General features: G+C 61.1%; 20 protein-coding genes. 7 read left to right on the plus strand and 13 right to left on the minus strand.

Translation table 11 applies throughout. From position 1 onward, the window contains the following. Positions 1-250: 250 nt before the first annotated feature. Genes NKI64_RS23305 through NKI64_RS23320 form a run of 4 tightly spaced genes read left to right on the plus strand, consistent with a single transcriptional unit; the run spans position 251 to position 1820 of the window. Positions 251-1126, plus strand: coding sequence for an ATP-dependent DNA ligase (locus NKI64_RS23305; RefSeq protein ID WP_352670291.1), 876 nt, complete (start codon positions 251-253; stop codon positions 1124-1126). Positions 1127-1156: 30 nt separating this feature from the next. After that, complete coding sequence (locus NKI64_RS23310) at positions 1157-1345, plus strand: hypothetical protein (protein ID WP_352670294.1); 189 nt, start codon at positions 1157-1159, stop codon at positions 1343-1345. Then, on the plus strand, positions 1342-1557 hold the full coding sequence (locus NKI64_RS23315; RefSeq protein WP_352670296.1) for a hypothetical protein: 216 nt from the start codon (positions 1342-1344) through the stop codon (positions 1555-1557). The genes NKI64_RS23310 and NKI64_RS23315 overlap by 4 nt, the downstream gene beginning before the upstream one ends. 41 nt (positions 1558-1598) lie before the next feature. Continuing rightward, positions 1599-1820: a DUF768 domain-containing protein gene (locus NKI64_RS23320; protein ID WP_352670298.1), complete on the plus strand. Its 222-nt coding sequence runs from the start codon at positions 1599-1601 to the stop codon at positions 1818-1820. 2 nt (positions 1821-1822) lie between these two features. On the opposite strand, the gene NKI64_RS23325 is transcribed toward NKI64_RS23320, so the two are convergent. Then, positions 1823-2086, minus strand: coding sequence for a hypothetical protein (locus tag NKI64_RS23325; protein ID WP_352670301.1), 264 nt, complete (start codon positions 2084-2086; stop codon positions 1823-1825). Between the two features lie 194 nt (positions 2087-2280). After that, positions 2281-2973, minus strand: coding sequence for an SOS response-associated peptidase (locus NKI64_RS23330; protein WP_352670304.1), 693 nt, complete (start codon positions 2971-2973; stop codon positions 2281-2283). Positions 2974-3208: 235 nt separating this feature from the next. Between NKI64_RS23330 and NKI64_RS23335 the strand changes: the two genes are divergently transcribed. Further along, the gene (locus NKI64_RS23335) at positions 3209-3523 is read left to right on the plus strand and encodes a hypothetical protein (protein WP_352670307.1); all 315 of its coding nucleotides are present in this window, start codon (positions 3209-3211) and stop codon (positions 3521-3523) included. Positions 3524-3587: 64 nt separating this feature from the next. Here NKI64_RS23335 and NKI64_RS23340 read toward each other — a convergent pair whose 3' ends face one another. Beyond that, on the minus strand, positions 3588-5846 hold the full coding sequence (locus tag NKI64_RS23340) for a collagen-like domain-containing protein (RefSeq protein ID WP_352670310.1): 2259 nt from the start codon (positions 5844-5846) through the stop codon (positions 3588-3590). Between the two features lie 97 nt (positions 5847-5943). On the opposite strand from NKI64_RS23340, the gene NKI64_RS23345 reads away from it, so the two are divergent. Beyond that, complete coding sequence (locus NKI64_RS23345; RefSeq protein WP_352670528.1) at positions 5944-7371, plus strand: trypsin-like serine peptidase; 1428 nt, start codon at positions 5944-5946, stop codon at positions 7369-7371. A gap of 560 nt (positions 7372-7931) precedes the next feature. Then, a complete protein-coding gene (locus tag NKI64_RS23350) occupies positions 7932-9971 on the plus strand; it encodes a DNA/RNA non-specific endonuclease (protein WP_352670313.1) in 2040 nt (679 codons plus the stop codon). A gap of 34 nt (positions 9972-10005) precedes the next feature. Here the strand turns inward: NKI64_RS23350 and NKI64_RS23355 are convergent, their stop codons facing one another. The 10 genes from NKI64_RS23355 to NKI64_RS23400 all read right to left on the minus strand — a co-directional run bounded on the left by NKI64_RS23355 (position 10006) and on the right by NKI64_RS23400 (position 25560). Further along, complete coding sequence (locus NKI64_RS23355) at positions 10006-12822, minus strand: hypothetical protein (RefSeq protein WP_352670316.1); 2817 nt, start codon at positions 12820-12822, stop codon at positions 10006-10008. Positions 12823-12934: 112 nt separating this feature from the next. Continuing rightward, positions 12935-15850 carry a hypothetical protein gene (locus NKI64_RS23360; protein ID WP_352670319.1) on the minus strand — a complete coding sequence of 972 codons (2916 nt, stop codon included), beginning with the start codon at positions 15848-15850 and terminating at the stop codon, positions 12935-12937. After that, positions 15850-16908 (minus strand): AAA family ATPase, encoded by a 1059-nt coding sequence (locus NKI64_RS23365; protein WP_352670322.1) that lies wholly within the window; start codon positions 16906-16908, stop codon positions 15850-15852. Before NKI64_RS23365 ends, NKI64_RS23360 begins: the two co-directional genes overlap by 1 nt. A gap of 42 nt (positions 16909-16950) precedes the next feature. Next, the gene (locus tag NKI64_RS23370; RefSeq protein WP_352670531.1) at positions 16951-18714 is read right to left on the minus strand and encodes a trypsin-like serine peptidase; all 1764 of its coding nucleotides are present in this window, start codon (positions 18712-18714) and stop codon (positions 16951-16953) included. A 249-nt stretch (positions 18715-18963) separates the two neighbouring features. Then, entirely contained in the window at positions 18964-19203 is a 240-nt protein-coding gene (locus NKI64_RS23375; protein ID WP_352670325.1) for a hypothetical protein, read from the minus strand. 64 nt (positions 19204-19267) lie between these two features. Beyond that, positions 19268-20272, minus strand: a complete 1005-nt coding sequence (locus tag NKI64_RS23380; protein ID WP_352670328.1) for a metallophosphoesterase — start codon at positions 20270-20272, stop codon at positions 19268-19270. Then, complete coding sequence (locus tag NKI64_RS23385) at positions 20269-20703, minus strand: hypothetical protein (RefSeq protein ID WP_352670331.1); 435 nt, start codon at positions 20701-20703, stop codon at positions 20269-20271. The genes NKI64_RS23380 and NKI64_RS23385 overlap by 4 nt, the downstream gene beginning before the upstream one ends. A gap of 339 nt (positions 20704-21042) precedes the next feature. After that, a complete protein-coding gene (locus NKI64_RS23390) occupies positions 21043-21708 on the minus strand; it encodes a hypothetical protein (protein ID WP_352670333.1) in 666 nt (221 codons plus the stop codon). Positions 21709-21842: 134 nt separating this feature from the next. Next, positions 21843-24251, minus strand: a complete 2409-nt coding sequence (locus NKI64_RS23395) for a hypothetical protein (protein WP_352670336.1) — start codon at positions 24249-24251, stop codon at positions 21843-21845. Position 24252: 1 nt separating this feature from the next. Next, entirely contained in the window at positions 24253-25560 is a 1308-nt protein-coding gene (locus NKI64_RS23400) for a hypothetical protein (RefSeq protein WP_352670338.1), read from the minus strand.

Genomic DNA, 25560 nt, shown 5'->3' on the forward strand with positions numbered 1-25560 from the left:
CCCTCACTCGTCGAGTTCATATACGGACAATACATTGCGCCCGGGGTCAAGATGAGCGGGAGCTAATGGACGTCAGCCAAGGCGGCTCCCGCGCGGGGTGCAATGAAAATGGCCGGCGCCGAAGTGGGAGATTGCCTGACCGGCATTCGTCGGCTTCAATCTTCATAACTCTTCAAACATGCAATTCGTCTAAAATGTTCCGGAACTGATTTCGGGCTCGCGGCTTGAATCGCCGGGTGTGGGTCAGTGCATGCGTTTGAAGTTCATCGAGCCGTTAATACCGACCTTGGTGGAGAAGCCTCCCGAGGGCGATGGATGGACTCATGAGGTGAAGTTCGACGGCTACCGTTCCCAGATGATCATCGACGAGGACGGCACGCGGATCTACACCCGTCGCGGGCTCGACTGGACAACCAAATACCGCGACATCGTGGCTGCAAGCGCAGAGCTTGGCGCCGAGAGCGCAATCATAGACGGAGAAATCATCGTCCTGAACGAAGCCGGCCTTTCCGACTTCGCCGCGCTGCGCAAGGCGATCACACGCCGGCAGCACGACCTCTATTTCGTTGCCTTTGATCTCCTTCACCTAAACGGCCACGATCTACGCGACATGGTCATGGAGGAACGGCGTGAGATCCTTGAAAGCATGATCCCTGCCGACATCCGCATCCAATTCAGCCAGGCGCTGCCCGGTGACGCAAAAGCCATCTTCCACCTGATCGATGAAGCCGGCCTTGAGGGCATGGTTTCGAAGCGCCGCGACAGCAAATACCGCAGCGGCCGGTCTACCGCCTGGCTGAAAATCAAGAGCTACATGGTGGAGGAATACGATTTGCTCGGCGTCGAGCGTGAACCCGGCAAGCCGGCCTTTGCGCTGATGGCCGATCGGAAGACCGGGCAGTATGTCGGCTCGGCGTTCATCAACTCCAGCCGAGCAATTCGCGAACGGCTAAGGAAGCGCGTCCAGGAGCACGCTGGGCCGGCGCCGAAGGGAATGAAGCGACCGGCAACGCAATGGGTCAAGCCGGGGCTGATCGGGCGCGTGAAGCACTTGCGCGGCGAGGATGACCTGCGGCATGCATCGCTGCAGGACTTTCGAGAAGATGACACAGATGGCCGTGGCTAAGGAAGACCAGGAGCGCGTCAGCTTGCGTGGATGTACGGCGCCCAAGCGAGCAAGGATGGCAAGGAGCATGCGGCGCCAGCTTACTGGCAGGAGCATGCCGATGCGTGGCTTCAGGGCTTTGACGGGGTGCGGGTGGGCGAACCGCTGCCAACAGTCAGCGACAACATCGAGGCGGAGCTGAACGACTCCGCGGTGAACAAGCCGGAGAACGCACCATGACCCTTTACCGAGTATCCACCTTCGTCGAACTGGAAGCTGATGATGCAAAGCAGGCAGCCATGCGGGCCCACAGCCTGATGCGCGACATCGCCCCTACTGAGTTTCTGGTGGAGGACGAAAAGTCCGTCTCGGAGCAGATTACCCTGACGGAGGCAGACGCTGCGGAGGCCCGCGCCATGGCGCTAGACGGCAAGCTGTTCCCCACCATCTAGTCGTGATCGGAACTTATGCCGTCTGCAGTGCTTAAGGCGATATGAGCACGCGCGGCATAAACTTTCTTGACGAGTGGATGGCGGAGCACCTGCCGGATGCAGTCACCGATGATCCCGGCGCCGTCACCGATCTCGCTGACCAGGCAATGCGAGCGGCCGACAAGGAAGGCATTTCAGCCGACGAGATCAGCGAAGAGGTGGGCAGCGTCTTTGAGATCATCCTCGAGGCGATGCAGAGCCGCGAAGGCGGGACAACGGGCTAGTCTCATTCCATGTCCGGGACGTCGCCGCTGACGAACAGCATCGTGGGCGGCCCATAGTCGCCGAGCGCCGGGTCTGCATCACGGCTCCAGGCTATGACACCAACATGGCTCGATGACAGAGCCTTGGCCGTGCGGACCGCGCGCTCCTCGCTTTGCTGATCAGTCGGGCCGTAAGCGGTGAATAGCTCGCTGTCCTCGCCTCGATCAAATGCAACGACCACAATCAGCTTCGGCTTGGCCTGAGTGGGCAGCACGTTTTCCAACATTTAAACCTCCTAAAGAAATTGCTCGCCTTCGCTCCTATGTCCGAAACAGAACCAGTGCGAAGGATGACGCGGCTTAGCAAAGCCAAACCCAGCATCCATGCCGCAGCCCGGGTGCTCGCACGCATGATTGTCGACGCGGCGTCGATCGCACGGGGGCGCTGTCATGCCTTCGGCAAGCCGGCTCGGTTCGTCGCTCATAGCGGGTTGATCGGCCCGACCAGGCCGGGATGGTCGTTGGGCAACTTATTGACGGCGCTCGTGTTCACCTCACGCCCAACGCGATTGAACTGCAGCTGACCGTCGATGTCGTGGCTGAGAATGTCCTTGAGGCTGTCCTTGGGCGTCTCCGGGTCCAGCCAGGCGTCATAATATGCCTGGTCGAGAATGAGAGGCTGTCGATTGTGCAGCTGCTTCATCGGTTCTGCGGCAGGCTCTGTGATGATGGTGCAGCTGGTTATGTCGAGATTGGAATTGTAAGCCCAAAGGCCGGCGAACGAGAAAGGCGCGTGGCCGGGCTGATAGATGTGCCAGGGGTCCTTCTTTCCGTCAGCCGGTGAGATGGTCCACTCATAAAAGCCATCGGCCGGGATCAGGCAGCGCTTCGACTTGAGGGCGTCCCGGAAGGCGGGCGCAGTATCGATGCCCTCAATCCTCGCATTGAACATCGCCGCCTTCGGCATCTCCTTCGCCCAGAAAGGAACCAGCCACCAGCGCCCTTCACGGAGCCGGTGGTTGCCATCCTCACCGGCAGTGACGAACGGCACATCCTGCGTAGGCGCAATGTTGTAGCGCGGCTCGTCGTTGCGGCCGGTTTCCGCTGGCGCAGTCAGTCTGTAGAGCCGGTGAATTTCCGACCACGACAGATATTTGGTGTAGCGTCCGCACATCGCTCTGCCTCAGTTGCGCAGGAGTTCGGGCACGCTGAGCGGGCCGTATGGCCCCTGCCAAAGACAATGCACGATCAAGGTCATCGGGATAGTTCGCCAGGCACCATATGGCAGTTAATTTGGCGGTGGCCGCCTTTTGGCTGGGAGGTGAGAGGCCGCGCATCTGGTGTCTCCAATTGCCAGAAGTGAACAAAATAGGAACACGAGAGTCAATCCCTCTTGACTGGACAGGAATATGTTCCTCATTTTGCTCGCTATGGCGCACGATCCGATCGACACGCTGGGCAAGGCGACCCGGCACAACATGCTTGTGAAAGCCGAATGCAGCTGCGGCAACGTCCGCTACTGCCGATCCGCCGATCTCATGATGGTCTACGGCGGCGGCGTCGACCCGCAGAAGCTGAAGTTTGACTGCAACCGGTGCAAGCCGCAGACCAAGATCACGCTTCTCGAGGTTCATCCCGAGCACTTGCCGAAGCGTCTGATGATTCACAAACCGATGAAGATCGACGGCAAGATCGTGTGGCACACAGAGAGATTTCGCGGATAGGCGGTGTTATGAACCGCGACTTTGAAATCGCGCATTTGCAGCGCGACCAGGTGGCCTCACCTCGTCAGTTCATCAACCCGTGCGTTCGTAGCAAATCCTCAAGCGCCTTGACGCGCTGCGAGGTGTTTTTGCAATTATCGTCAAGCGCCTGGATGGTGGCCTGCACGTAGGCTCCGGTGTGCGTCTGGCCCGCGTAGGCGGCCCATGTTCCTTTCAGCGCGGTTCCAGTTCCAGCGGTCCAGCCAGTCGCCTGCGCACCAAGAACCTTCGTGCCGGCAACATAGTAGCTGGCGGATATATTGATGGTCCCTGCGCCCTTGTCGCCGCCGGCCGGGCTGCCGAGGGTGATGCCCTGCCAAAGCACCATCTTTTCACCGTAGACGTTGCCAACCACGGTGTCCCACGCGAAACGGGAATTCAGGTTTCCGGCAGCGACAGTCGGAAAATCCATGCGCATTTCGCCGACTTTGCGCTTCGCAGCGGCATCGTCGTTCATGTACCAGACGTGCGCGACGCCCTTGTCGTTGTCTGCCGGCGTCGACGAGTTGCGATAGTTTTCCAGCAGCGCAGCCGAGGCGGCTCCGCTCTCCGTGCTTTCAAGGCGGATCAGCGACGCGATCCCGCCAGTTTTGAACCTCTTGAGCGTGACCGTGCCGTTTTGGCCGTCCGATATCTCGTTAGTCGTGTTGCCGCTGCTGTCGGTGAACGTGATGTTGTGACCGAAGACGCGGTTGTAGACGGCTCCGGCGCGCAGCGTCAGCGTGCCGTCCGTGTAGCCGAAATAGAAGTCGTTCCAGCCGCCATTGATAAAGATATTCCCGCCGCCTTTGTCAGCATCGGCCGCGTTGAAATGCAGCGTGTTGTTGTTGGTGTTGATGTCGCCGGCCGGCGTGCTGAAATTGATCCAGTTCGCGAAGCTGTTCTGGATGTGGACCTCGTTGACTTGGAACGCACCAAGAGAAGCCGACACGCTTTCGATGTAAACCCCGGTTCCATTGACCGCCATGTCGCCGAGCCAGATCGTGTTGTCCTGGCAATGCTGTCCGGAATAGATATCGTTCGACTGATTGCCCCAAAAACCGTATTTCGTGAAGGCGATGATCCGGCCGATCTTGAAGCGCGAGAACTGAGCGTTCCTGATCTCGAAACCGGAGCAACCGGACGTATTTACGCCGGTCGGAGCCGACCCGTTGCCGTTGATGGCGCGAATCCCGCCGATCTCGATATCGTACCCGGTATTGCGGCCCCCAACGGGCGCCGCCAGACCGATGATGACCGCCGAAAGCGTGGTCGGCGTATACTCGAGATAGTCTGGAACGAACAGTTCAACCGGCAGCGTGAAGGAAAGGCTGGATCCAAGACGGTATTTGCCCTTCTTACCCTCGATGCGACCGATCGGCCCTTCTGTGGTGCCGCTGATCGCCGCCAGCAGCGCATAGGCCGCGGCAAATGCCGGCTGACTATCGGTCGTGGTGTTGGGCGACGCGCCAAACCACTCGGCTTGCAGCACCCCGTCATAGACGCGGACCCACGCGCCGACGCTCGATGCAATGGCCGTGGCCTTGACGTAGATACCTTCCAACGTGTCGGCGGTGACGTGCGTCGAGTAATTTCCCGACAAAAACAGAAACATACCCTCGCGGCCGACTTCGGTCAGATAGACCTGAGTCGTCGTGCCGGTGTTGATGGCCTTCATCGCCGTCCGCGTCGCCACAAACGTCACGCCGACAGGACCGGTAGCTCCTGTCGGTCCTGTGGGGCCGGTTGCGCCCGTCAAGCCGGTGACGCCCGTAGGCCCGGTGACTCCGGTTGGGCCGGTCAAGCCTGTCGGCCCGGTGACGCCCGTGGCGCCAACCGGTCCTGTCGCGCCGACGCCGCCGGTCACACCGGTCGGCCCGACTACTCCGGTCGCGCCGGTCAAACCCGTTGGGCCGGTGATACCGGTCGGACCAGTCGCACCGACGCCGCCGGTAACGCCCGTCGGTCCTGTGGCTCCCGCCGGGCCCGTAGCCCCCGCCGGGCCGCTCGGGCCGGTTGCTCCGACGCCTGCCGGGCCGCTCGGCCCCGTGGGGCCTGTTGCGCCCTCGCCAGTGATCAGCGCCAGCGTTGCCGGCGTCAGACTGTCGGGCGTGACGGTCTGATTTTGAAGTTTGCCGTCAGCGCGCCGCACGTCGGCCAGTGCGTCGATGGTTTCGTCGGCGCTGCGCACGAGCTCGGCCAGATCGTTGTCGAGTTGGGTCCCGTAGGGCAGGTATTGGTAGCTGAACTCGATGACGGGCTTCGTCGGAGAGGGCATTTTGGTGCACCAGAACGTCGCTTCCATGATCGCATCGCGGCGCAGGAGCAGCGCTCCGCACTCAGATTTCAGATGCTTGTTGGAAGTCCGTTGACGTTAGCCCCGGCAGGATCCGAAGCGGTTGGTGCAGTTGCCCGAGTTCTGCGGTTGTTCCGGCCGCATCAATAGTATCACAGTGGCTACGCCGACGAAAGAAAAACGGGCGTATTCCATCCGCTGCCAATCAAGAAAAAGCCAAGATTTCCTCAAAATGGACGAACATATTGACCACGATGAATATTTGTGTCGCCATCAACATTCACCACCGTCGAGGATTCCGGCCTCGTACGACGCATTTCGAACGATGGTAGCTAGTTCGCCTGGTGCTCATATGGACGCGAAAGATATCGAGGTTCTGACAAACGCAGAGATACCGGAGGCGGTAAGAACCGCTATTGCGCAGGCGCTTATTACCTCGGGAACGGCAAAATCCGACCACGATCTCAAGATTCAGCAACTAGGTTTGGATCACCGAAAATTCATTTGGAATACGCCTTTGGTTGCTGCCCTTGCCGGATTGCTAACGTTGTCAGCTACATTCCTATTTGATCGAATTGCGCGCGAAGACACTACGAAGAACACCGTAACTCTAGAACAAGTTCGACAAGAACTAAAGGATAGTGAGGCGAGGACGAAGCAGCAATTGGACACGGAAACTACAAAAACAGTAGCAGAGATACAAGCGTTGGCAAAGGAACGCGAATTTCAATACGAAATTGTGAAATCAGAGCTTAGTAATCTTTCCAAGACCAATGGCGAGCGAGCAGCTGTACTTCTTTTTCTTGCACGCGCCGGGATTTTGAATTCTCTAAACCGAGATGAACTTCAGGCAATGGCCGAGGAGCAGATTCAAAATCCGGACAAGGAAATTATACCCCGGCTGACGTCTAATTCGGTTTTACCGGGAGTTATTGGTTTCGACGATTCTCAGCTCATTTCATCTTTGCCAGATCAACACCCCGCTCGCCAGTTAGCGCGGGCAGTAGGCCGTCTCGCAATTCAGCGAAAAAATCAGTTGGTTGTTTGCACAGCGTTTCTCGTTGGTCCTTCCCAAATAATTACGGCAACTCATTGCGCAAAGGACGCGATTTCTATCCGATTTTTACTTTTGCCGAAAGGAACAATTGACGGGTCGGTAATCTTTAACGTCGATTTGACTAAGACTAAGATTGTCGGTTCAGAGGACAAAATGGGCGGATATGCCTCCCTTGGTCTGGATCGACCTGCCGATGCCAGCTTTACGCCATTGGTGATCAGCCGAAATGCACTATCTGAGAACGCCACCTTGGGAGTAATTTACTTTCGAACGGACGGTTTGCCTCGGACCGTTTGGGGTGTGGCGGACTGTCGGGTGATCAAATTGGAGCCAAACCTGATTCATCATCAGTGTGATACCGGCCCCGGGTCCTCAGGGGCCCCAATCATAGATCTTTCGACGAACTCCGTCGTGGCAGTTCAATTTCTCCGCGATGACGTTGGGGCGGTAGGTTATCGTCTCGATAGCCCACGATAGACCCCACAGGGGCGCTCCAACATCAGTTCGTCTGCGAATCGTGAAGAGTCTGAACTGCTTCAGGCGCCGCTCGCCGCCCGCTCCCGTGGATCGTAAAGCGTCCCGGCTGTTGTCGGTGGTAGCGGACACCGGCCGGGTCGAACAGAGTCCCGCCCGTTTCGGCGCCGGTGCGAGCCAAGGCATCGCCAAGTCCACTCTTTAAGCCGCGGCCGTTCGCATCTCGAATGAGCTCGACCGAATCGCAGGTCGACGAACATATCCGCCAAAGTCCCTGAGAATGCTGCGCAACGCTGCACGCAGCGGCCGCAAAGGTGAAGACTTGCGCCTCTAGACCGGACGCGAGAGGAATTAGATGGGGGGCGGAATCCTGCCTTGCAGCTATCCCTGAATAACGTGATCGACAGGTACGCACACCCGTTGGCCTGCCGCAAGGCAAAATTCGTGGTGGTCGAATTGCCGCGTTGCGCTAGCCAAATACGGGATAGCCGAGCATACTTGCAACAACTCGGCTCGGTCGCGCGCGCAACGCTGCTCTCGAACCGGGATGTCGGAGGGGGCCAATGCCGAAAACATCGCTGCATGTGAACTTCGAGAGCCCGTCGCTGCGCTCGATGGCCCGCCTCAACCCGAAACTGCTCGACGACGTACGTGAGAGGCTGGGTATTAACGATCTCACGCCGCAGGCCATGAATTCGCGCATCGGAGCGGAGAGTGCTACTGGCCGCCGTGGGCCTTCGCTCACTTTGGAATCAGCCAACGTTGGCCTAGTGGGATCGGCGAGTCTGAGCACCCGCCGCCGCTCGGGTGTGGTGCCGGAAACGGCCTACATCAGCTCCGAGACGCCGCTCAGCAATGTCCATCTGGAGGCGATCATCCTGAAGATCATCCGACCCTCCCTGTTGGTGCGCAACGGGACCTTCGTGTTGCCGCTAGATCCGGTGCCGGAGGTCAAGAAGATCCTCAACAAGTTGAAGCGGGCCAAGATCGACACGGTGATTGCACGCACCGCCCGCGTGGAGCTCGGCAATGTGCCCAACGTGCCCTACGTTGGCACCGGTTGGATCGTGGAGAAGAAGAGCCCGACCAAAGCGATCTTGGTGACCAACCGCCACGTCGCCGAGGAATTCGCGAGCAATGACGGGCGCGGCAGCTACTTCTTCAACACCCTACCCAACTATCAAGACTATCAGGTCAATGTGGATTTCCTCGAGGAACATGGTGTTTCTAGGACCCGGCAGGCGCGTGTCGGCAAGGTCGTCTTCATCGCGGGCAGCAATTCGGCCGACATTGCCCTGCTGGAGGTCGAGGACGAGATTCTGCGCGACCTTGATCCAATCCCGTTCTCGACCACTGCCTTGAAGGAAGGAACACCGATCGGGGTCGTCGGTTATCCGGCCTATGACAGCCGCAGCGATCCAGAAGACGTTGCCGCCTATTTCGGCGACATATTTGACGTCAAGCGTTTTGCCTTCGGCGATGTCAACAGTATTGCTACAGATCGCCCAGAATTCACGCACGACGCGACGACGCTTGGCGGCAATTCTGGCTCTGTCGTGTTCAACCGCGAGACAGGCAAGGCGGTCGGGCTGCATTTTGCCGGCGACTACAGGGTAGCCAACTACGCGGTGCCGGTCTCCGAGATTAAGTCGGCGCTGAAGGGTCTGACCAGCACCAGCGTCATACCCTCTCAAGCCAGCATCACCGAAGCCGCCGGCGATGGACGCAACAAGCCGCAGCATTTCAAGGGACGAGACGGCTACAACCCGCTCTTCCTCGGGAAGGCGCAAAAGGTCGAGCCTCCAAGGCCGGGCAAGCAGTGGCAAAAAGACATCGCCGCGGTCAAGGATGCCGACACCGGCAAAGACACCGACGTGCTCAAGTACCGCCATTTCTCGGTGTGGATGTGCAAGAGCCGCAAGTTGCCGCTTATGACGGCCGTCAACATTAACGGTGTGCTGGCCAAGCGTCTGGGCCGGGTCGACAAATGGTACATAGACGGGCGGCTGGGCGACGAGTTCCAGGTGGACAACTCCGCCTACGTCAAGAACCCGCTGGATCGCGGCCATATGGTGCGCCGCGAAGATCCGGTGTGGGGCGAGACCGTGGAGATCGCGGCAGAGGCCAATCTCGACACGTTCCACTACACCAATGCCGCGCCACAGCACGAAGACCTGAATCAGCGCGACTGGGTGAGGCTGGAGGACTATGTGCTCGGCAATGCGCGCACGCGCGGCCTGCAGGTCTCCGCCTTTACCGGTCCAATCTTCGGCGACAAGGATCCTGACTATCGAGGCCTAGTCAAGTTGCCGAAGGCTTTCTGGAAGATCGCCGCAGTGGTCAATGACGAGACAGGCGACCTGTCATGCACGGGCTATATTCTGGCGCAAGGCGACCTGATCAAGGGTCTGACCGGCGAGTTCGTCTACGGCGCCTTCAAGACCTACCAGGTCGAGGTCGCGCAGATCGGAGAGTTGGCGCGGCTCGATGTCGGGCATCTCAGTAAGCACGATCCTTTCGCGAAGCGGCGCAAGGCCGAGAGCTTGGCCGGGACGCGCGGCAGTTTCCGGTCGATCAACGGCACGTCGGACCTCGTGCTGTAGGCCGGCCTCTCCGTGCGGTGCAGTTCTTTTTTTGTCAGCCACCTGATGGAATCGGCCATCGATAGCCCCGCACCTGCGCTCTCGGGAATCTTTGCAGACCAACCTGGTTGTTGACATTGCCGATGACCAGCGTGACGGTGGCATCGTCCCAGCTGACCAAGAAGCCGGCAGCGCCGGATACTGCCTCAGCGGCGGCTTGGGGGCTGAGCACTGTGATGGCACCCGTGGCGGGCTCGTCCAGAGGCCGTCCAAATTGGCGATAATCGGCGCAACGGGCGCTGCGCGGATTGCCGGCGACATTAGCCTGCTGGAGCACCCAACTGACGAATGAACAGCCCCAGGCGACAGTCTGCGGCTGCCGGCCCGTGGTAGTCGACGCGTGGTATTGCTCAATCCTCGGGTTACTTGCGGGGAGCCATGTGATGCCTTTGACGGGCAGGTATTCTCGAACGCCGATTTCGCCCCGGGCAATTTTCAGCCAGGCTGGGTCGGGTGTCGCCGCTGACCCTTCCGCTGCGGGCGCATAGGGTGAGTTAGCGAGCGGTCGCGCAACCATGGTCTCTACGGCCGGCCCAGTGGGTAGGGTCGAAATGGGCAGCCAAGCGACAAGCCTTGTTATGGCAAGATCAGTGATGCGCAGCCGCCCGTCGGCGCTGGCGGTGGCAAGCAGCGTGCCGTCGGGCGAAAGCGCCATGGCTTGGACTGGGCCGCCATGGCCGGTGATGGTCGCAACCGCATTCAGTCCGGTCGGCCGCACGGCGATGTTGGCATCGGCCTCTCCACTGTCCAGCAGTGCAGGCAGCACGATGTCGGCAATGCTGACGCTGCCGTCGGTTCGCGCTGTCGCCACAGTACCGCCGGACGGACTGGCGAAATCGAGCACCGGGCCTGCTAGGATCGGCTCGAGCACGGGGCGGGCCAGGATGGTTTGGCGCCCGTTGATGAGCTGCGCGAACAGCAGCCGGCCGTCGGCCGTGCCAGCGAAGAGCTGGCGCCCGTCGGCTGATAGCCTGAGCGCACGCTCGCGCAGCGCCGGCATAGGGCCAGGGCGTGTCAGATCTTCCTTTTCGCGGAAGAACCGCAGCCGGCCGGAACTGTCGAGCACGGCAATGCGGCTGGCGCTGTAGTTGGTCACCCATTGCCTGCCGCCCGCAGCGATCGAGACGATTGTTCCGACTTCCTTTTGTCCGTCGATGTCGCCAACACGCAGCTCCGTGGCGGAGGTACCAACAAACCGTTTCCCGTCGCCACTGTATTTGATGCTTTCGGTGTCGACAGGTACGGGGAAAGCGCGGTGGACTGGCCCGCGGATCGAAAAGGTGGAAAGCAGGGTGGTATCGTCATTGTAGACATGCACCCTGCGGCCATTTGAATCGAAGCCGGGCGCGCCGGCCGTTTCGGATCTAAACGCGGGCCACTGCGACAGGCGGTGGCCATCGTCGGTGGAGTAAAGGCTGATCAGTCCACGTGTGCACACAGCCACTACAGTACCGTCAGGACTGATCGCCACCTGGGGGTCGAGTAGCTGATGACTGTACTCCCTTATCTCGACTGGGGAAGAATCCGGCGAAGATACTGATTGCAGAAAGATTGTGCCGTCCGCGCTCACAGCAACGAAACGATCGCCAATCGCGTCGAAGGCCAGATGGATGACGGACCGTCCCCTGAGGAAGGAGGCGATGACCGGCGGCGGCCGCGCTTGGCTTCCGATGTTGGATAAGTCTATCAGTTCGACCACCAAATCGCGTGGATTGTTCGCGAGTAGCCGGCTGCCGCTTTGTGACAATATTGCCGGACTATCTAGCTTGTGGTTCGAGATATTTTCATGGACCGTTACCGCGGCGTCTACGCCCGGAGCGGGTAGGTCATAGATCAAAAGATCGGTACCTCGATTGACCAACACCCGGCGTCCATTGCGATTCATTGACAGAAGGTCGCGCAAACCATTAACCGGCGGCACCGTGGGTTCTTGCACCCATGCCGATCCGGGCGGCGTCACGTCGGCCGAGACGTAGCCGATGGTAGGTGAATCGACTTCCTCGCCCCATACTTTGATGGAGCGATCGGACGCCAAGGTCGCGAATCGCATCCCTGCGAATAACGGGTCGGCCGAAACCGCGATCTCGACGATCGCGGAATCGTGCCTGCCGATCAGACTGATGTACTGCGTGGGACTGACGCCGCCAATCTGCGCGGAGGCATCAATGGCAAAGAGATTGCCCTTGCCGTCGCCGGCGATGACAATATTGGTGTGGGGCAGCGCCGCCACGACGCGAGCATCCTCAATGCCGGGAATTTCGCCGACCGCAATGGGTTTGGTGTTGAGGTCGCGGTACAGCATCAATCGCAATCGGCCGCTTGGAGCGGGTGGAAACAGTTGCGTCGAAAATAGAGAACCTGTGTCGCCGGTGCCTTCATACTGGCCTACGATCGCCGAACCATTGTTGGCAGGCACGGCCGCAAACAGCCTCTCATGAACGGCGACCTCCCAAGGCCCTGCCATGGCAATGGCGGCGCCATCGGCACCTCCGCGATCCGGGACTACGGCGATCGGCGCGTCATTGCCCGCAGCATGCAACGCTATGACAGGCTTTCCGTCGCCGGCGAACCGAACGGTGGAGCTGCCACCGTCTCTAGAGAGTTGCATGACGACTCCCGCACGCGTTCCGACAAAGAGTGGGCCATTCGGCTGCATGGACCAATCAAGGACGGTGACGGTGTGGAACCCGTCGCCGAAAATCATTTGTTCGTCGAAGACACGCTGCTGGGGCGACAGGTAGAGCCGCACGGCGAAGGCCGCGAACACCGGGACCAGCGCAATGAGCGCGAGTGCGAGAAGCGTGCGCCGCACCGTAGCGGGCCGCGCCGGCAGCGGTCGCTCTGGCTTCCGCGGAACGGCGGGGACAGGCTGCGGCACTGACGTCGGGGCGGTCGCCTCGGGCTCCAACCGCCGGGGCGCCGCTTCAGGATTTGTAGCTTCCGCCAATTGTGGCCTCGCTGGTAGCTTCCGCCTGTGATGGCGTGGTGAGAGAGACGGGCTGCATCGTCTCGCCCGCCGACGGCAGTTGCTTCATGTCTTGCGTCTTGCCCTCGCGCGCCGTTGCATCTTTGCCGGGCGCCGCCGAGCCTGGCTTCTGGCCGGCTGCGGCAGCGCCGCTGGGGGGGCGCAGAAAGAGCAACACGCCAACGGCCCCCATCGCGGTGACGAGCAGAAGCGCGGCAAGCGGCAGCCAGGCGCCCTGGCCATGCGGCGTCGCCGCGGGATCGGGCCACAGCCACCAGGCCGCGGCGCACCAAAGCACAACCCCGGCCAGCGCCAGCGCGCGGATGCCCGCCGCATGGCGCCGGTGCGGCCCGAGCAGGCGCGACATCGCTTTGTGGCCGAGCTTCGGCGCGCGCGGATCCGGGTCCGGGTTCAGCACATTGGCCACCACCGCCTCCAGCGGGATTGCCAAAGCGTCGTCGCCAGGCAGCCAGATCGGCAGGCTGGCGTCTTTCGGCAGCGGCCGTCCGTCCGGCTGCAGCGGCTCGCCGTTCAGCATGGCGTCGACTGCCTGCCGCACCGCCGCCAGAGCCGTGTCGGTGAGCGCGGCAAGCAGCGCCTTGCCGAGCCAGGGCGGCATGTGGCCGGAGCGGAACCAGGGCAACAGCGTGAGCTGCGCTAGCAGGTCCTCGTCGTAGAGCGGCACCTTCACGCCGCCATGGTCGATGGCGATCTTCCAGCCGAGATAGGTCGTCACTGGAAAACGCAGCTCGGGATATTGCGCGCAGGCCGCCAGCCAGTAGAAGCCACGGGCGCCAAGCCAGCCGTGCAGATCGTCGACCAGCCCGGCCACGAGTTTGGGCGAGGGCGGCACGTCGGAGCGCAGGAACGGCTCGTCTAGCCGGATGGCGGCGGGGCGGGCCGCCGGCTCCGGCCCCGCCCAGACGCGCCGGCGCGCCTCGACCAGCCAGGGCACGATGCGCTCGATCAGATCGGCATCGTCGGCGGCCCGCGGCTCAGCGATGCGGCGCGGCGCCGGCCTGCGCCGCTCGCCGAAGGCTGCTGCCAACTCCTGGAAACCTGCCGCGGAGGCGCGGCCGATCGGGGCGTCCAATGCCCGGCTGATCTTCATCTCGCGCTCTCCCCATTCGGCGACGGGGATCGGCGTCAACAACATGCGACCCGGCCATCTGGCGAGCTCGTCGGCCACGAAGGGGAGCGGGTCGAGCGTGAAATAGTCGACCAGCTCGTTGCCGTCGGTCACCAGCACCAGCCTGGCGTCGGGATGGCGCTCGCGCAGGCCGCGCAGGTCGAAGGCCACGGCCGGCGAGCGCTCGTCGCGCTGGCGCGCGCTGATCGTGCGCGGATCGGGGTCGTAGTCGTAGGTGGCGAGGTTGGCGCCCGCTTGAGACAGCGTGTCGATCAGCCGGCTGACACGCGCCGCCTCGTGATCGTTCGGCCAAGGCCGGCGCACTAGGAACACATATTCGGCAAGCAGCGTACGCTTGCGCATGACGATGCTAAGGAAGCCGCCTGCCGCCAACGTCGCCCGGATCGAGCGGTCTGCATGCATGCGCCGCCCCACTACCGGCTCGCGCCAAGAAATGCTGCGCGCCAGCCTGCGGTCAGGCCGTGGCGTCGACAGCACCAGCCCGTCAAGCGGCAGGTCAAAGGGTTTGCCGCGGATGCCTTTCGGCGGATTGGCGAGACTGGCTTCGACGGCAGCCGGGTAGGTGAAGGCGGCAAGAAGCAGCGCCGGCAGCAACAGGATAAAGACGGAGTAGGGCAGCCAGGCCGGCCAAGTCTGGTTTTGGCTCGGAATATGGGCGCTCTGAGCAGGGCTGTTGGCTATGAACGTATTGAGCAACTCGCCCAATCTGCGATCTTCGCTATCACCACGGTTGAGTGCCTGAACTCTCACCCTGTCCGTGCCAAGCTCGATCGCTGCAAAAGCGGCTGCAAATTCCAACAACGCGGGATGGTCGAGGACAAGATCGTCAACTGGGTCCGGACGACGCTTCAGCATGGCGGCCAGGAAAAGCTCGGGCCGCCCGGAAACGTCAGATTCGCCGGCATAGATTTCCGCCAGCATGCGTGGGGTCAGTTTGTTGTCGTGCTCTGCAGCGGCGGCCAACGTCACCACCAGCGCCATGCGGTAAGCGTCGCCGACAGGGTCGTCCGCACTCGGGTCAGGCAACTGGACGTCACGAGGCGGTAGTACGAGGCGATCTTCATTGCCGCCCGGGTCGGGACCGACGGTGCATGGTGGCGCGGCGCATTCAACGACAGGGCCTGGCTGGATCCACTCCAGAAACCTGTCGACGCTCCCGTCCAGCAGCAAGCCGGCAAGGGCACAGCCTGCCACGATCGCCGCGATCACGAGCTGCACCTGACCCCGGCGCAGCGCCTGCCAGAGTTGCTGCGGCAGAGCGGCAAGCCGTTCGCGCCAGGTGAGCGCCGGCATCTTGACCTTGATCATCGCCTTCGTTTCGTCATCCCGCTTTGTGCGCGGCGGTGGGTCCCGTGGCGGAGGGCGCTCGCGGAACTGCCTGATCGGCGGCTCGGGGAATGGTGGGACGAACACACCAGGCAGCCCGTCGACAGCGGCGGCGGCAAGTGCGGCAGCCGATTCACGCGCCTCCGCCAGTACCGGCGTGATGTAGCGCAGCCACAGGCTCTTTGCCGTGTCGCTTTCCTGGCGCCGCCAGCCCTCTGCCTTGTTCAGACCGACGATGGCGGTGATCGCATCGATGCGTTGGCCAGGCGATACGTGATGCAGCGTCGTGGCGACGCCGTGATGGAGGCGCTGCGCCTCATAGCGCCGGAAAAACGCCTCCAGCCCGGCTTCGGTAAAGTCGAAGCGAGTGGCGTCGTGGGTTTCACCGGCTTGCGGCATCAGGCGCCCTCGGGCTTGGGCTCCGCAAGCAGCTTGCCGAGCGTCATCCGGTCGTTCTTGAGCTTGGCGAGCGCCGGCCCGATCTCCTGCATCCTCGCGGCCAGCTTGGCCCGCGGGGCCTGGGCCGGCGGGTAGGCGAGCAGGGCAGCCGCATCGATGAGCTCGGAAATGCCGGGCTTCTTTTCCAGCGGCTCGTTGCGGAAATTGTTGAACAGCCTCAGCAGCGAATCCTTGTCCTTGTCCGGCAGGTCGTACTTCATCTCAACACCCTGCCCAGGTGGCTCCTGCTTTTTCCCGAACTTCTTCCTCAGCCCGCTGGCGATGATGGCGCGCAGGATCTTCTCGTCGGTGGGGAAGGCGATCTCGTGAAAGACGCAGCGCCGCAAGAACGCATCGGGCAACTGGCGCTCCTCATTGGAGGTAATCACCACGATGGGGCGCTGCTCGGCCGGCAGGCTGCCAGGCGTCTCCGCCTCCCCGGCTATGCGCCCTGAAAGCTCGGGAACACGAAAGGCCAAGTCCTCGATCTCGCGCAGCACGTCGTTAGGGAAATCACGCGAGGCCTTATCGACCTCGTCGATGATGACGACAGTGGGGCCTGGTTTCTCCAGCGGCTGGTAAGGGCGCCGGCCGACCAGCAGGCGATCGATGTCTTTACGATCATGCGCGTCGAGGATGGCACGGCCGAGCGCCTGGAACTCGATGTAGTCTGCAACGTCAGGGGCGACCTGTGCGCCGTCGCCCTGGGCGTGGCGGAAACGGCCGATCGCATCATATGTGTAGAAGAGGTCGCGCGCTTCGGAGTTCGACTTGGTCGAGAAGAAATGCACCCGCGGGATGCCGAGCCGCCGCGCAATGGCGTAACCCAGCTCCGTCTTGCCGCAGCCGGGCTCGCCAGATACCAGCAGCGGCCGGCCAAGGCCGCGGGCGACGTCGACCGCGGCGATCAGGTCTGGATTGAAGACGTAGTCCTTGCCCTTTTTCTCCACCTCGCGCCCGTTCTCCATGAGGGGGACCACTTCTTTCGGATCCTTCTCGGGAAAAGTCTTGAACCACATCAGCCATCCTCCTTGCGCGGTATCGAATAGATTGTGCGCCGCTCAATCCTTCGCAGCTGCCTTGCGTATCAGCGGTGCGAGCTTCTTCATAAGCGCGGCTTCCGCGACCACCATCGGTACGGCCTGACCGCCCGGCAAAGCCAAGCCGACCGCCGCGGCGATCTCCCTCTTCTTGCTGGCTATCGCGTCCGCCAGCGCCGCCTTGCCCCTGATCTTGCCGCCGCTGCCTGTCATCGCCGCCGCCAATGCCTGGCACCAGGAACCAAAGTCGTTGCTGGTGACGTCGAAGAATTCGATCGCCGCGCCGCAGCCGGGCGGCGCATCCTTGTCCCATATCTGCCGGATCTTCTCACGGTCCGCGTCGTATGGGTCGGGATCGCCCTGCGCGACGGCATCGGCGCAGATGACGAGGACCTGCAGGCAATCGGCGCCGACCCCCTCCTTGCCGCGCAGATATGCGGCGAGCATGGCGATCAGCTCGGGATCGCGGACTGGCTCCCACTGGTCCATCATGATCTCGATCTGCACGAGGGTGGGCTGGCTCGGGGGCAGATACCTGTCGACTGCGGTCTTGAGCCCCGGCCAGGCGCGCGCTGCAGGATACATCCGCCTCGGCCATTCGATACGGGCCGGCTTCCAGGGCTGCAGCCCCTGCGCACCGGTGTCGCCGAGTAATGCCGCCTCGCGTTTGCTGCGGTCTTCGTCGCCTAGTTTGTCGAGCGACAGGCGCGCCAGCCTTGCCAGGAAATTGGCGTGGCTGTCGACGCCGCGGCAGGCGATCAGGTGGATCAGGCCGGGATGCTCCAGCGCCATGTCGCGCATGGCGCTAATGTCGCTTTCCTCCTGGTCGCGATCCATTAGCATGCGCATGTGCAGTTGCCAGACCTCGCTAGTCCAAGCTGTGACCTCGCTGCGCGCCTTCTCCGTCTCGCTCTTGCGGTTAAAGGGCCGGGCCACGGGCTGGCGTCGCTCCGGCGGCGCCACGCCGACCAGTTGCGGGAAGCCTTTCTTCTCGATGTCGGCGGTGATGGCGCTGATCGCGATGGCCTGGTTGAACTTCTCCGCCTCGTTGCCGCCCTGATGGATGGCGATGAGGTTGAAGCGGGCGTTGAGCACTGCGCCGCCCGACGAGCCGCCAAAGGTCGTGGCGTCGTGGCGCAGAACCGTGCCGCCATGGAGCAACTTGAGAATCGTGCCGGGGCTTTCCTTGCGGGGCTGGGCGGCAGTCTGGGTGTCGTTGACGGGGTGCTGCAAAACACGGATTTCGGCGCCGGGCACGAGCTTGGCTGTTGCCATGGGCAGCGCCAGCCAGCTGCGTTGCGGGGCCAGGCGATCGTTCTTGTCGGCGATGGCCTGGTCGCCCACCTTCTCGGCCAGGCGGATCACCGCGTAGTCGATGTCGCTGCAGTGCGGTAGGTCGAGACTCCAGTTCTCCACGAGCTTCACCCGGCGGCCCTCGTAGACTTTCCCCTTGAATGCAATGTCCTCGAAGAAATCGAAACGCACGCCCGCGTCCTTGATACGGGCCGGTGCGAGGAAAAGATTTTCGACTACGTGATGGTTGGTGAGCACCAGATCGGCGCCGATCAAAATGCCCGTGCCGATCTTGCCCAGCCCGTCCTCGATCGCGCAAACCCAGCTGCAGACATCGCCCCATAGCTGGCCGACCTCACCGGCCGGCCGCACCGCCGAGGTGCGGTTGACCGCAGCTTCACGGTTCAAGGCGCCACGGACGAATTGATTCATGCTGCCCACCGTGCCGAAACGTCGCAAAAACCCGAAGGCCATGCTGAAGCAGAATCGCACGCCGATCAATGCAGAACTTGGGATGGTGCTTCAGGGGTCGTGTATTGCTCCAGTACGTTGCGCAGGTCGTGGATCGTCTGTTGCTGCTCCGGCTCCGGATTCGGATTTTGATGTTTGTGTGGCAGCGCGCACCGGGTAGTTCAAATGCGAGCGGAACATCAACCTGACATCAAGCCGACCTTCAAGGCGAAGGCCAGAACGCGGTTAACCTTTAATGCAACGATGCGTTGCAGCGCTGGCAAGGACGTCCTAGCGCTGACCGACCGGGTCGACCAAAGTTCCGCCAGCCTCTGCCGCGGTGCGAGCCGCTGCCGCACGTGCGATGCGACCACCGCCGTTGTTCCGGGCGTTGCGTAGGAGCTCTACCGAGTGTTTGTCGATGAACATGTCGGCCAGCGTTCCCAGTCCGTCCCGCAACGCCGCCCGCTTCGTCGCGTCGCCGGCCTTATTGATGACGCTACCGCCGACTGACTTCACGATGTCGAACACGGCCGGTGCTGTTGCCCAATTTCGTCTAAACGAATTTTAGCAACCTGCCGAAGTCATCTAAGACTTAGTCTGACGCTTGCTCGTCGAAATCATGTCGAGCGGCCGACCATAGAAAATTCCGCCTCTTAAAGCGGCCGACCCCGCCAGTCAGTTCAATCTCGTTGATATGAATGTAGCTTGATTCTTCCGAGCCTATTGCACCAGCCGGCCCAGCACAATATATCGACAACTTTCCTTCTATTTGCTTCTTCATGGAGTGAGTGTGCCCGCATAGCAATTGCTGTACCCCCACGCTGTTCGCCGCATCAACTAGTTCACTAAAATCATTGAGTTGAAGTTTAACTGAACAATCAAATGGCGCAAAATGAACCACCCAAACAATATGAATATTTCGATATTTCTGTTTTAGCACGTGGTGCTTGGCAATAAGCGCCTTAAGAACATCTGGATATACACGACCTTGACCATACCTTAGAAACATAGCACCAGCGTTGACCGCAGAACAGTCGTCGCTTTTGTCCAGCGTGAAATCAGCGAAAATGAGCCCTATTGTTTCTTCATTTTTTGTCAGTACCGTATGAGAAATCTTTCCGTCATGGTTCGGCATGCGATTTCCGAAATTCAACCGGAAATGTGCTGATCCGCCTGGGCTTCCGTAATCGTCCCGATAGTGGTCATGATTGCCGGCCATAACGTGGATATCGGGGTGCGCCGCCTTCAAAGTTACACCGCCACCAAGGGTGAAAAAACGGTCATTGGGAGCAGCGTCGACGAAGGCTTTCGCGGTTGCCAAATCTAGCTGGCTACCTGTCGTCGCCAAATCGCCAGACACGATGATGCAGTCGGTGACGTCACCATGTCGCCATGCGAAACGGGCGACACCAGCCACCAGGTCAGGATCGTAGCTTTCCGGGCGAGTAAGCTTTAGCGCTAGGTTTCCGTTCCACCATTGCCGAGCTACGTCGAGGCTCGCGCTTGGGTGCCTCCTGAACAGCGCTAGCGCGTTTCTGCGACGGGGTTCGATGCACAGATGGATATCGGACAGCTGTATAAATCGGAAGAGCGTCATTCGGTCCGGACGGCATGTATAAAGCTCGGCTCGACAATTTTACGGAGTGGATCAAGTCGAGCTTGCAAATTGCGACCATCAGACAAGATCCGGCCCCACTCGCCGGAAATTTCCACGCCACCGTTCAGGTTTGACAGCAGGTCACTCGCCAGCGCGCCGAGGAATTCTCCGCACTTGTCGGGAACAATCCAGAAGCGCTCGCATGCCGCCACTTGGAAGTGAGGATCAATTCTACCATTTTGGGTCAGCGCAAAGAGAACAGGTCGTTCGTCCCGCCGGTGTTGCACAAATGAGCCTAGCAGCGAAACGAGCCGCCGGCCAAATTCCGCCGCGAGCTCAGCCTCGTCCGACCTGCTCAGAAGCCGCTCGGCCTCTGCAAACTCTTCCGCCGGAGCAAATTGACGAAGGCCCTCAAACCAGTATGCCAGCACAGATTTGCTCGGAGAATATGAGCCGCTTAGGCTCAAGGCGCTTTGGCCAGATACAGCCTTAACCTCAGATTTTTCGGGGTAGGGCCTGTGATGGGTGAGCCCGAAATTATAACCGTCCGCGCTTTCACGCCAAACCCTCAGCCGAGGAGTTTCCTCTAACCTGTGATGCAAAATCCCATCAGACGCGGGGGTGGAGCGTCGAAACCCTATCCCTTTTATCCGTCCCGTCGGTGCCAAGTCCTGATGCCGGACTGTACACCGCACCATCCGCTCTGTAGTCTCTGGATCCCCGTGATCCAGCGGAGTGACTCGGAGATCCGCCAAGAAATCATGATACATCTAATGAACCGAAAGTGAGTTAGCGGCAGCGAAATCTTTCAAGGCGACTATCTTCTTCTTAGTGCGTTGCAATTTTTCTATAAAATCATCAAGAACGTCCTCAGTAAGATGGCACGTCAAGTCGCGATTCTGGTCTATTCTGGAGTCCGTACTTATTTTGAGCTGAATAGAAATTACGAACGACTTTGCCAGGGGTGTTTTTTCATCTTCTCCAAAATCTGCACGCAGATCGACCAGCGTTTTTAGAGCGACCGCCGCTGGAAGGATCCCGCCTTTTAGCATTTCTCGTTTGCGGTAGGCGTCATGAGTTGATGACTTGGAGATCAGCTCTAACAATCGAGTGGAAAATTGAGCCTGCTGATGATCTTGCAATGCGGACAGTTCGAGTTCGCTGACGAGTGCCTTTGCAGCTTCATTGTGCGCTAAGGGTGAATCCTGCGCTGAGACATATAGGTATGCTAGCGAATTTGCCAGGAATGAGATTTGTCTCTCAGACATGGACAAATCTTGGGCCAAGTCGCCTACAACAGCCCGGGGTAGAGCAAACGAAGCTTCGGAACTCAGGCCTGCCATCAGCCGAACGAATTGCTCATCGGAAAGATCTACGATTGGAAAAAGCGTCTCTTCTAGTGACGATGGCGGCAATGCCGTGCGCCTCGTAGCCAACCTGTTCTCCCCCGTTTTCAGTCTCGTTGCGCAAAGATCGCCGTTGCGCTCTCTTTCGATATCTCAAACTTGGGTGCGTTCCTAGCCTCTACACCGGACCAAATTGAGGCCGCAGATCGGAAAGCGCTTATACGTCACCGCTGGCCGGCAGGGTCGAACAACGTCCCACCTGTCTCTGCGGCGGTACGAGCCGCTGCCGTCGCAGCGATCCGCCGTCCGCCATTGTTCTTGGCATTGCGGATCAGATCGACAGAGTTCGGGGAGATGAACATATCGGCGAGCGTTTCCAACCCATCGCGCAGCGCGGCACGCTTCGTCGCGTCGCCGGCCTTATTGATGACGCTACCGCCGACTGACTTCACGATATCGAACACGGCCGCTGCCGGGGACGCCGCGCTGAGCTCTGACGTGATCATTCGATTTGGCTCGGTCGCACTGCCTGGCCCCTGCCGCCTCATGGTGGCCTGCAAGACATCGAGAAGCTCGGGCATCGTCACCGACGCTTGATTGTTCGGCAGGGCGCGCAGCACCGCGTCGAGGAGGGCGCTACGCTCGTCATTGCCAGCCACGCTCTTATGGAATTTCGCTCCGGCGGTCTCGCGGCTGCCGCTCTGCGTCTCAGTCTGAGCCGCAGAATAGCGATCGGCGAGGTTTTGCCGAACAAGCGCGGCTGTGGTCTCCGGATCTTCAGCAGCGAGCCGCTTGACCGCATCGGCGTTCGACGGCGCTGCGCCGGCGAGCGGGTCGCGGGGCAGAATGGCCTCGCCGGCCGTCCTGGTGTCCGTTGCCTTTGCCACACTGCCGACAGGGCCTTGCTCGAGCGGGTTCAACTGAGTTCGACGCAGGGCCTCTTGTTCTGCCAGAGCCTGGGCGTATTCCGGCGACTCCTGCGTCGCAATGTTGCGCGCGTTGGCTGCGCCCGCGGTGCTCTTGCCTGCGAGCTCGGGGCCATAGAGCGGATTGGCAACGGTGCTGAGAGCTTCGCCACGGGCGGCCATGTCTTTCGTCACCGCATCGATGACGCCGACCGAATTGTCGGGCATGTTGGCGTAATCGGGAGCTAGTTCCTTGTTTTCACGCAACCGCTTCAACCCCGCGACGAAGCGAGGATCGGCGGCGATCGGCGCAAATTCTGCCGCCGGTATCTGTTGCGGCCGTGCGGCATCGTAGAGCGGCCGAGTCTGCGCATTGATGTTCTGGCGCGTCTTGTCGATCACATTCCCGGCAGCTTCGGCCGCTCGCGGCCCGAGTGCATAGGGATCCGCACTCTTCGGGGCGATCTCATCCAGTTGCCTGCCAACGGCAGCATCGACTTGTGCGGGACGCTGTGCATAGAACGGCCCCGTCTTGTTGCCGCCCGTGGTCGAGCCTTCAACAACTCGCTGAAGGTCGAGAAGCTTGCTGGCGCCGTCGCGGGCCTGAGCGTGGGCCTCCGGGCCGGAAAGCGCAATGCCGGTGTTGTTGTCTTGAAGAGCCTTTGCTGCGGCCCACTCTGCGTCCGTAGTGCCTTCGGTGGCACGGCGAACAGCCGCCCCCGGGGCGTTGTGGGCACGGACGCCGGCCACGCCACCATTTCCAAAAGCCGCGCCGAGAAAGCGCATCAAACCTTCATATGGCGTCCCTTCCGCCAGTTGGCCCGCGCTTTCCGACGCAACCGCCGGCACAACGACGTTTCCGACCAGTTCGGCACCGTACTTGCGAAGCGCGCCCACGCCAGTCTCCGCGAGACGAACACCCTTACTCGGCAACCCGCCAGGCGCGGCAAACTCGGTGATCGTGCCGGCAAACTTTCCTGGTGTGGTCTGTGGCTTGTGCAGAACCTTGTCCATCTCGCCGCGCGCTGCGTCCTGCGCATCGTAGAGATAGCCATTGATGCCCATCGGCTGCTCACGGCGAGCCAATTCCTCGTCAGACAGCGGTTCGGCGCCGATTGCATAGCGAACGCCATTTTCGGCCTTGTTGTACAACCAGTTCCCGCCACCTTCGACCATTCGGGAAAGGGTCACCGGAAACATCGCTGTTTCAGCCAGACCGCGTGGAATGCCGGACAACGCCGACAAGCCGACGTCCTTGGCCGTTGAGGTTTCAGGCCCCGGCGGGGCCTGCTCTGTCCCGCGCATCAGGCTCTCAAGGTTGTTGCCGGGCGCAGAGGATGCGGGAGTGGCCGGCTCGTCGAACTGGTCAAAGACGTTTCCGGCCGGCGCCGCTGCACCGCCTTCGGAAGACCGAAGCTTCGCGGCCTGCTCGGCGGATGCCAGATCGGGGAATCGCTGGAATGTCGGTCCGTTGATCTGCTCGAAATTATTGGCGGCCGTGTTGATCCCATCTTCATCGCCGGGTTCGAACTGCTTCGGTCCTTGCGGGCTCATCCAAAGCGAGGGGATGTTCACCCATTGACCATCGGGCTGCTGCCATGTGGTGCTGATCTCGGTCGAATAAGAGCCATCGGCATTCGGCCGCTTCTCGTCGGCCTTGAATGGACGCAGCAGCGGCGGCCCCTGGAGCGGAGCCGGTTCGTCGAATTGATCGAAGATGTTCGCCAAGTCACTGGCCTCCTAGAATGGCCGCAGCGGCACCGGCGCCATACTTCGCGTCGAACTGCTGCGCTGCACCGGGATTGGACCTCAGAAAATCGACAGCCTTCTGCGAGGGGCGGCCACCCGCCGCGCCTTGCTGCTGAGCTCGCGCTGAAGGGGCGCTTGTCGCGTTCGGGTCACCGCCAGACGCCAGCACGGCCCTGCCGGTTGCCAGAACCTGTTCCGGCGTCATCCCAGCTTCCACACCGTTCAAGGCTAGGTCGCGGGCCTGTTTCTTCTGCGCGATGGTTCCCGGCTTGTCGCCAGGCCGCGGCAGGAAGACGTCGCCATACTGCGCTTCTTCTGCGGGCGGGATCGCGGCGCCGCTGTCCAGGCGAAGGACTGACTGAAGGAACACACGGCCGGCGTTGCTGGCTTTCTGGTAGTTTTCGCTCAGCATGCCATTGCCGGTTTTGATCGTTCCTACCGTCGGAAGAGCGTCGTAGGCGGCCTGTTTGAAGTCGGTCAGTTCGTTGCCGAGCGTGTCGATGATCGGCGCCATCCCGCGCATGCGGGTCACATACGCATTCTGCTTTCCTTGGAATTCTGTCGTCTTCCCTCCGGATCCGCCCTGCGTGTAAGTGACGTTGCCGTCCTTATCCATCGACACGGAAAAGCCGGCCGTCGGTTTGTCGTATGGGACCTGGCCGAGCGCGTTCGGGCGCGTAACGTTGCGTGGGCCGTCTGGCGTGACAACGGGCTCGATCGGCGTGCTGCCGAACGCTGCGGCCTGCTGCATCTCCGGCGACATGCCGGCCAGGGTGCGGGCGTTGAATTCGGTTTCCGTCAGCGGCTTCTCGCGGCCCTGCGCCGCAGGCAGATCGTGCGTCACACCGAACTGGCCAGCGATATCGGATGGCAATTCGGGGCGCACCTGGCCTTCACTCAGCGGCACGAACAGATTGCCGAGCTCGCTCAATCGGGTCCGATCCATCGCCCCGACATTATCCGCGGCATTGTTGGCGCGCGACGTGGCCGCCGTGATGTCGTCACCCCGACGCTTGGTCGCGTCGTTCATGTCCAGCGCCTGAAACGAGCTAGTCGGAGCGTAGTTGCCGACCGCGATGTTGCCTCGATCGAACGACTGCTGATCGAAATCCGGCGAATTGCGGTAATCGAAAAGCTGCTGGATCCGCGAAGCTGCAGCTTTCTTGGCATTCGCGTCAGCCCAGCCGGCGGCATCCGCGCCGCTCGGCGGTTCGAACAGCGAGGAAAGGTTGCTCGCCGCTTGGGCAAACTGGGGCGAGTTAAAGTAGGGGCTCGATTTCATGCTCAC

Source organism: Mesorhizobium sp. M0478 (genome assembly GCF_040321305.1).
Lineage (GTDB): Bacteria > Pseudomonadota > Alphaproteobacteria > Rhizobiales > Rhizobiaceae > Mesorhizobium.

Excerpts from the sequence above, each read along its gene's own strand:
- NKI64_RS23305 (WP_352670291.1), top strand. The coding sequence starts at position 251 with ATGCGTTTGAAGTTCATCGAGCCGTTAATACCGACCTTGGTGGAGAAG.
- NKI64_RS23340 (WP_352670310.1), bottom strand. The coding sequence starts at position 5,846 with ATGGAAGCGACGTTCTGGTGCACCAAAATGCCCTCTCCGACGAAGCCC.
- NKI64_RS23325 (WP_352670301.1), bottom strand. The coding sequence starts at position 2,086 with ATGTTGGAAAACGTGCTGCCCACTCAGGCCAAGCCGAAGCTGATTGTG.
- NKI64_RS23315 (WP_352670296.1), top strand. The coding sequence starts at position 1,342 with ATGACCCTTTACCGAGTATCCACCTTCGTCGAACTGGAAGCTGATGAT.
- NKI64_RS23360 (WP_352670319.1), bottom strand. The coding sequence starts at position 15,850 with ATGCCGCAAGCCGGTGAAACCCACGACGCCACTCGCTTCGACTTTACC.
- NKI64_RS23310 (WP_352670294.1), top strand. The coding sequence starts at position 1,157 with ATGTACGGCGCCCAAGCGAGCAAGGATGGCAAGGAGCATGCGGCGCCA.
- NKI64_RS23365 (WP_352670322.1), bottom strand. The coding sequence starts at position 16,908 with ATGTGGTTCAAGACTTTTCCCGAGAAGGATCCGAAAGAAGTGGTCCCC.
- NKI64_RS23380 (WP_352670328.1), bottom strand. The coding sequence starts at position 20,272 with ATGACGCTCTTCCGATTTATACAGCTGTCCGATATCCATCTGTGCATC.
- NKI64_RS23350 (WP_352670313.1), top strand. The coding sequence starts at position 7,932 with ATGCCGAAAACATCGCTGCATGTGAACTTCGAGAGCCCGTCGCTGCGC.
- NKI64_RS23330 (WP_352670304.1), bottom strand. The coding sequence starts at position 2,973 with ATGTGCGGACGCTACACCAAATATCTGTCGTGGTCGGAAATTCACCGG.
- NKI64_RS23335 (WP_352670307.1), top strand. The coding sequence starts at position 3,209 with ATGTTCCTCATTTTGCTCGCTATGGCGCACGATCCGATCGACACGCTG.
- NKI64_RS23320 (WP_352670298.1), top strand. The coding sequence starts at position 1,599 with ATGAGCACGCGCGGCATAAACTTTCTTGACGAGTGGATGGCGGAGCAC.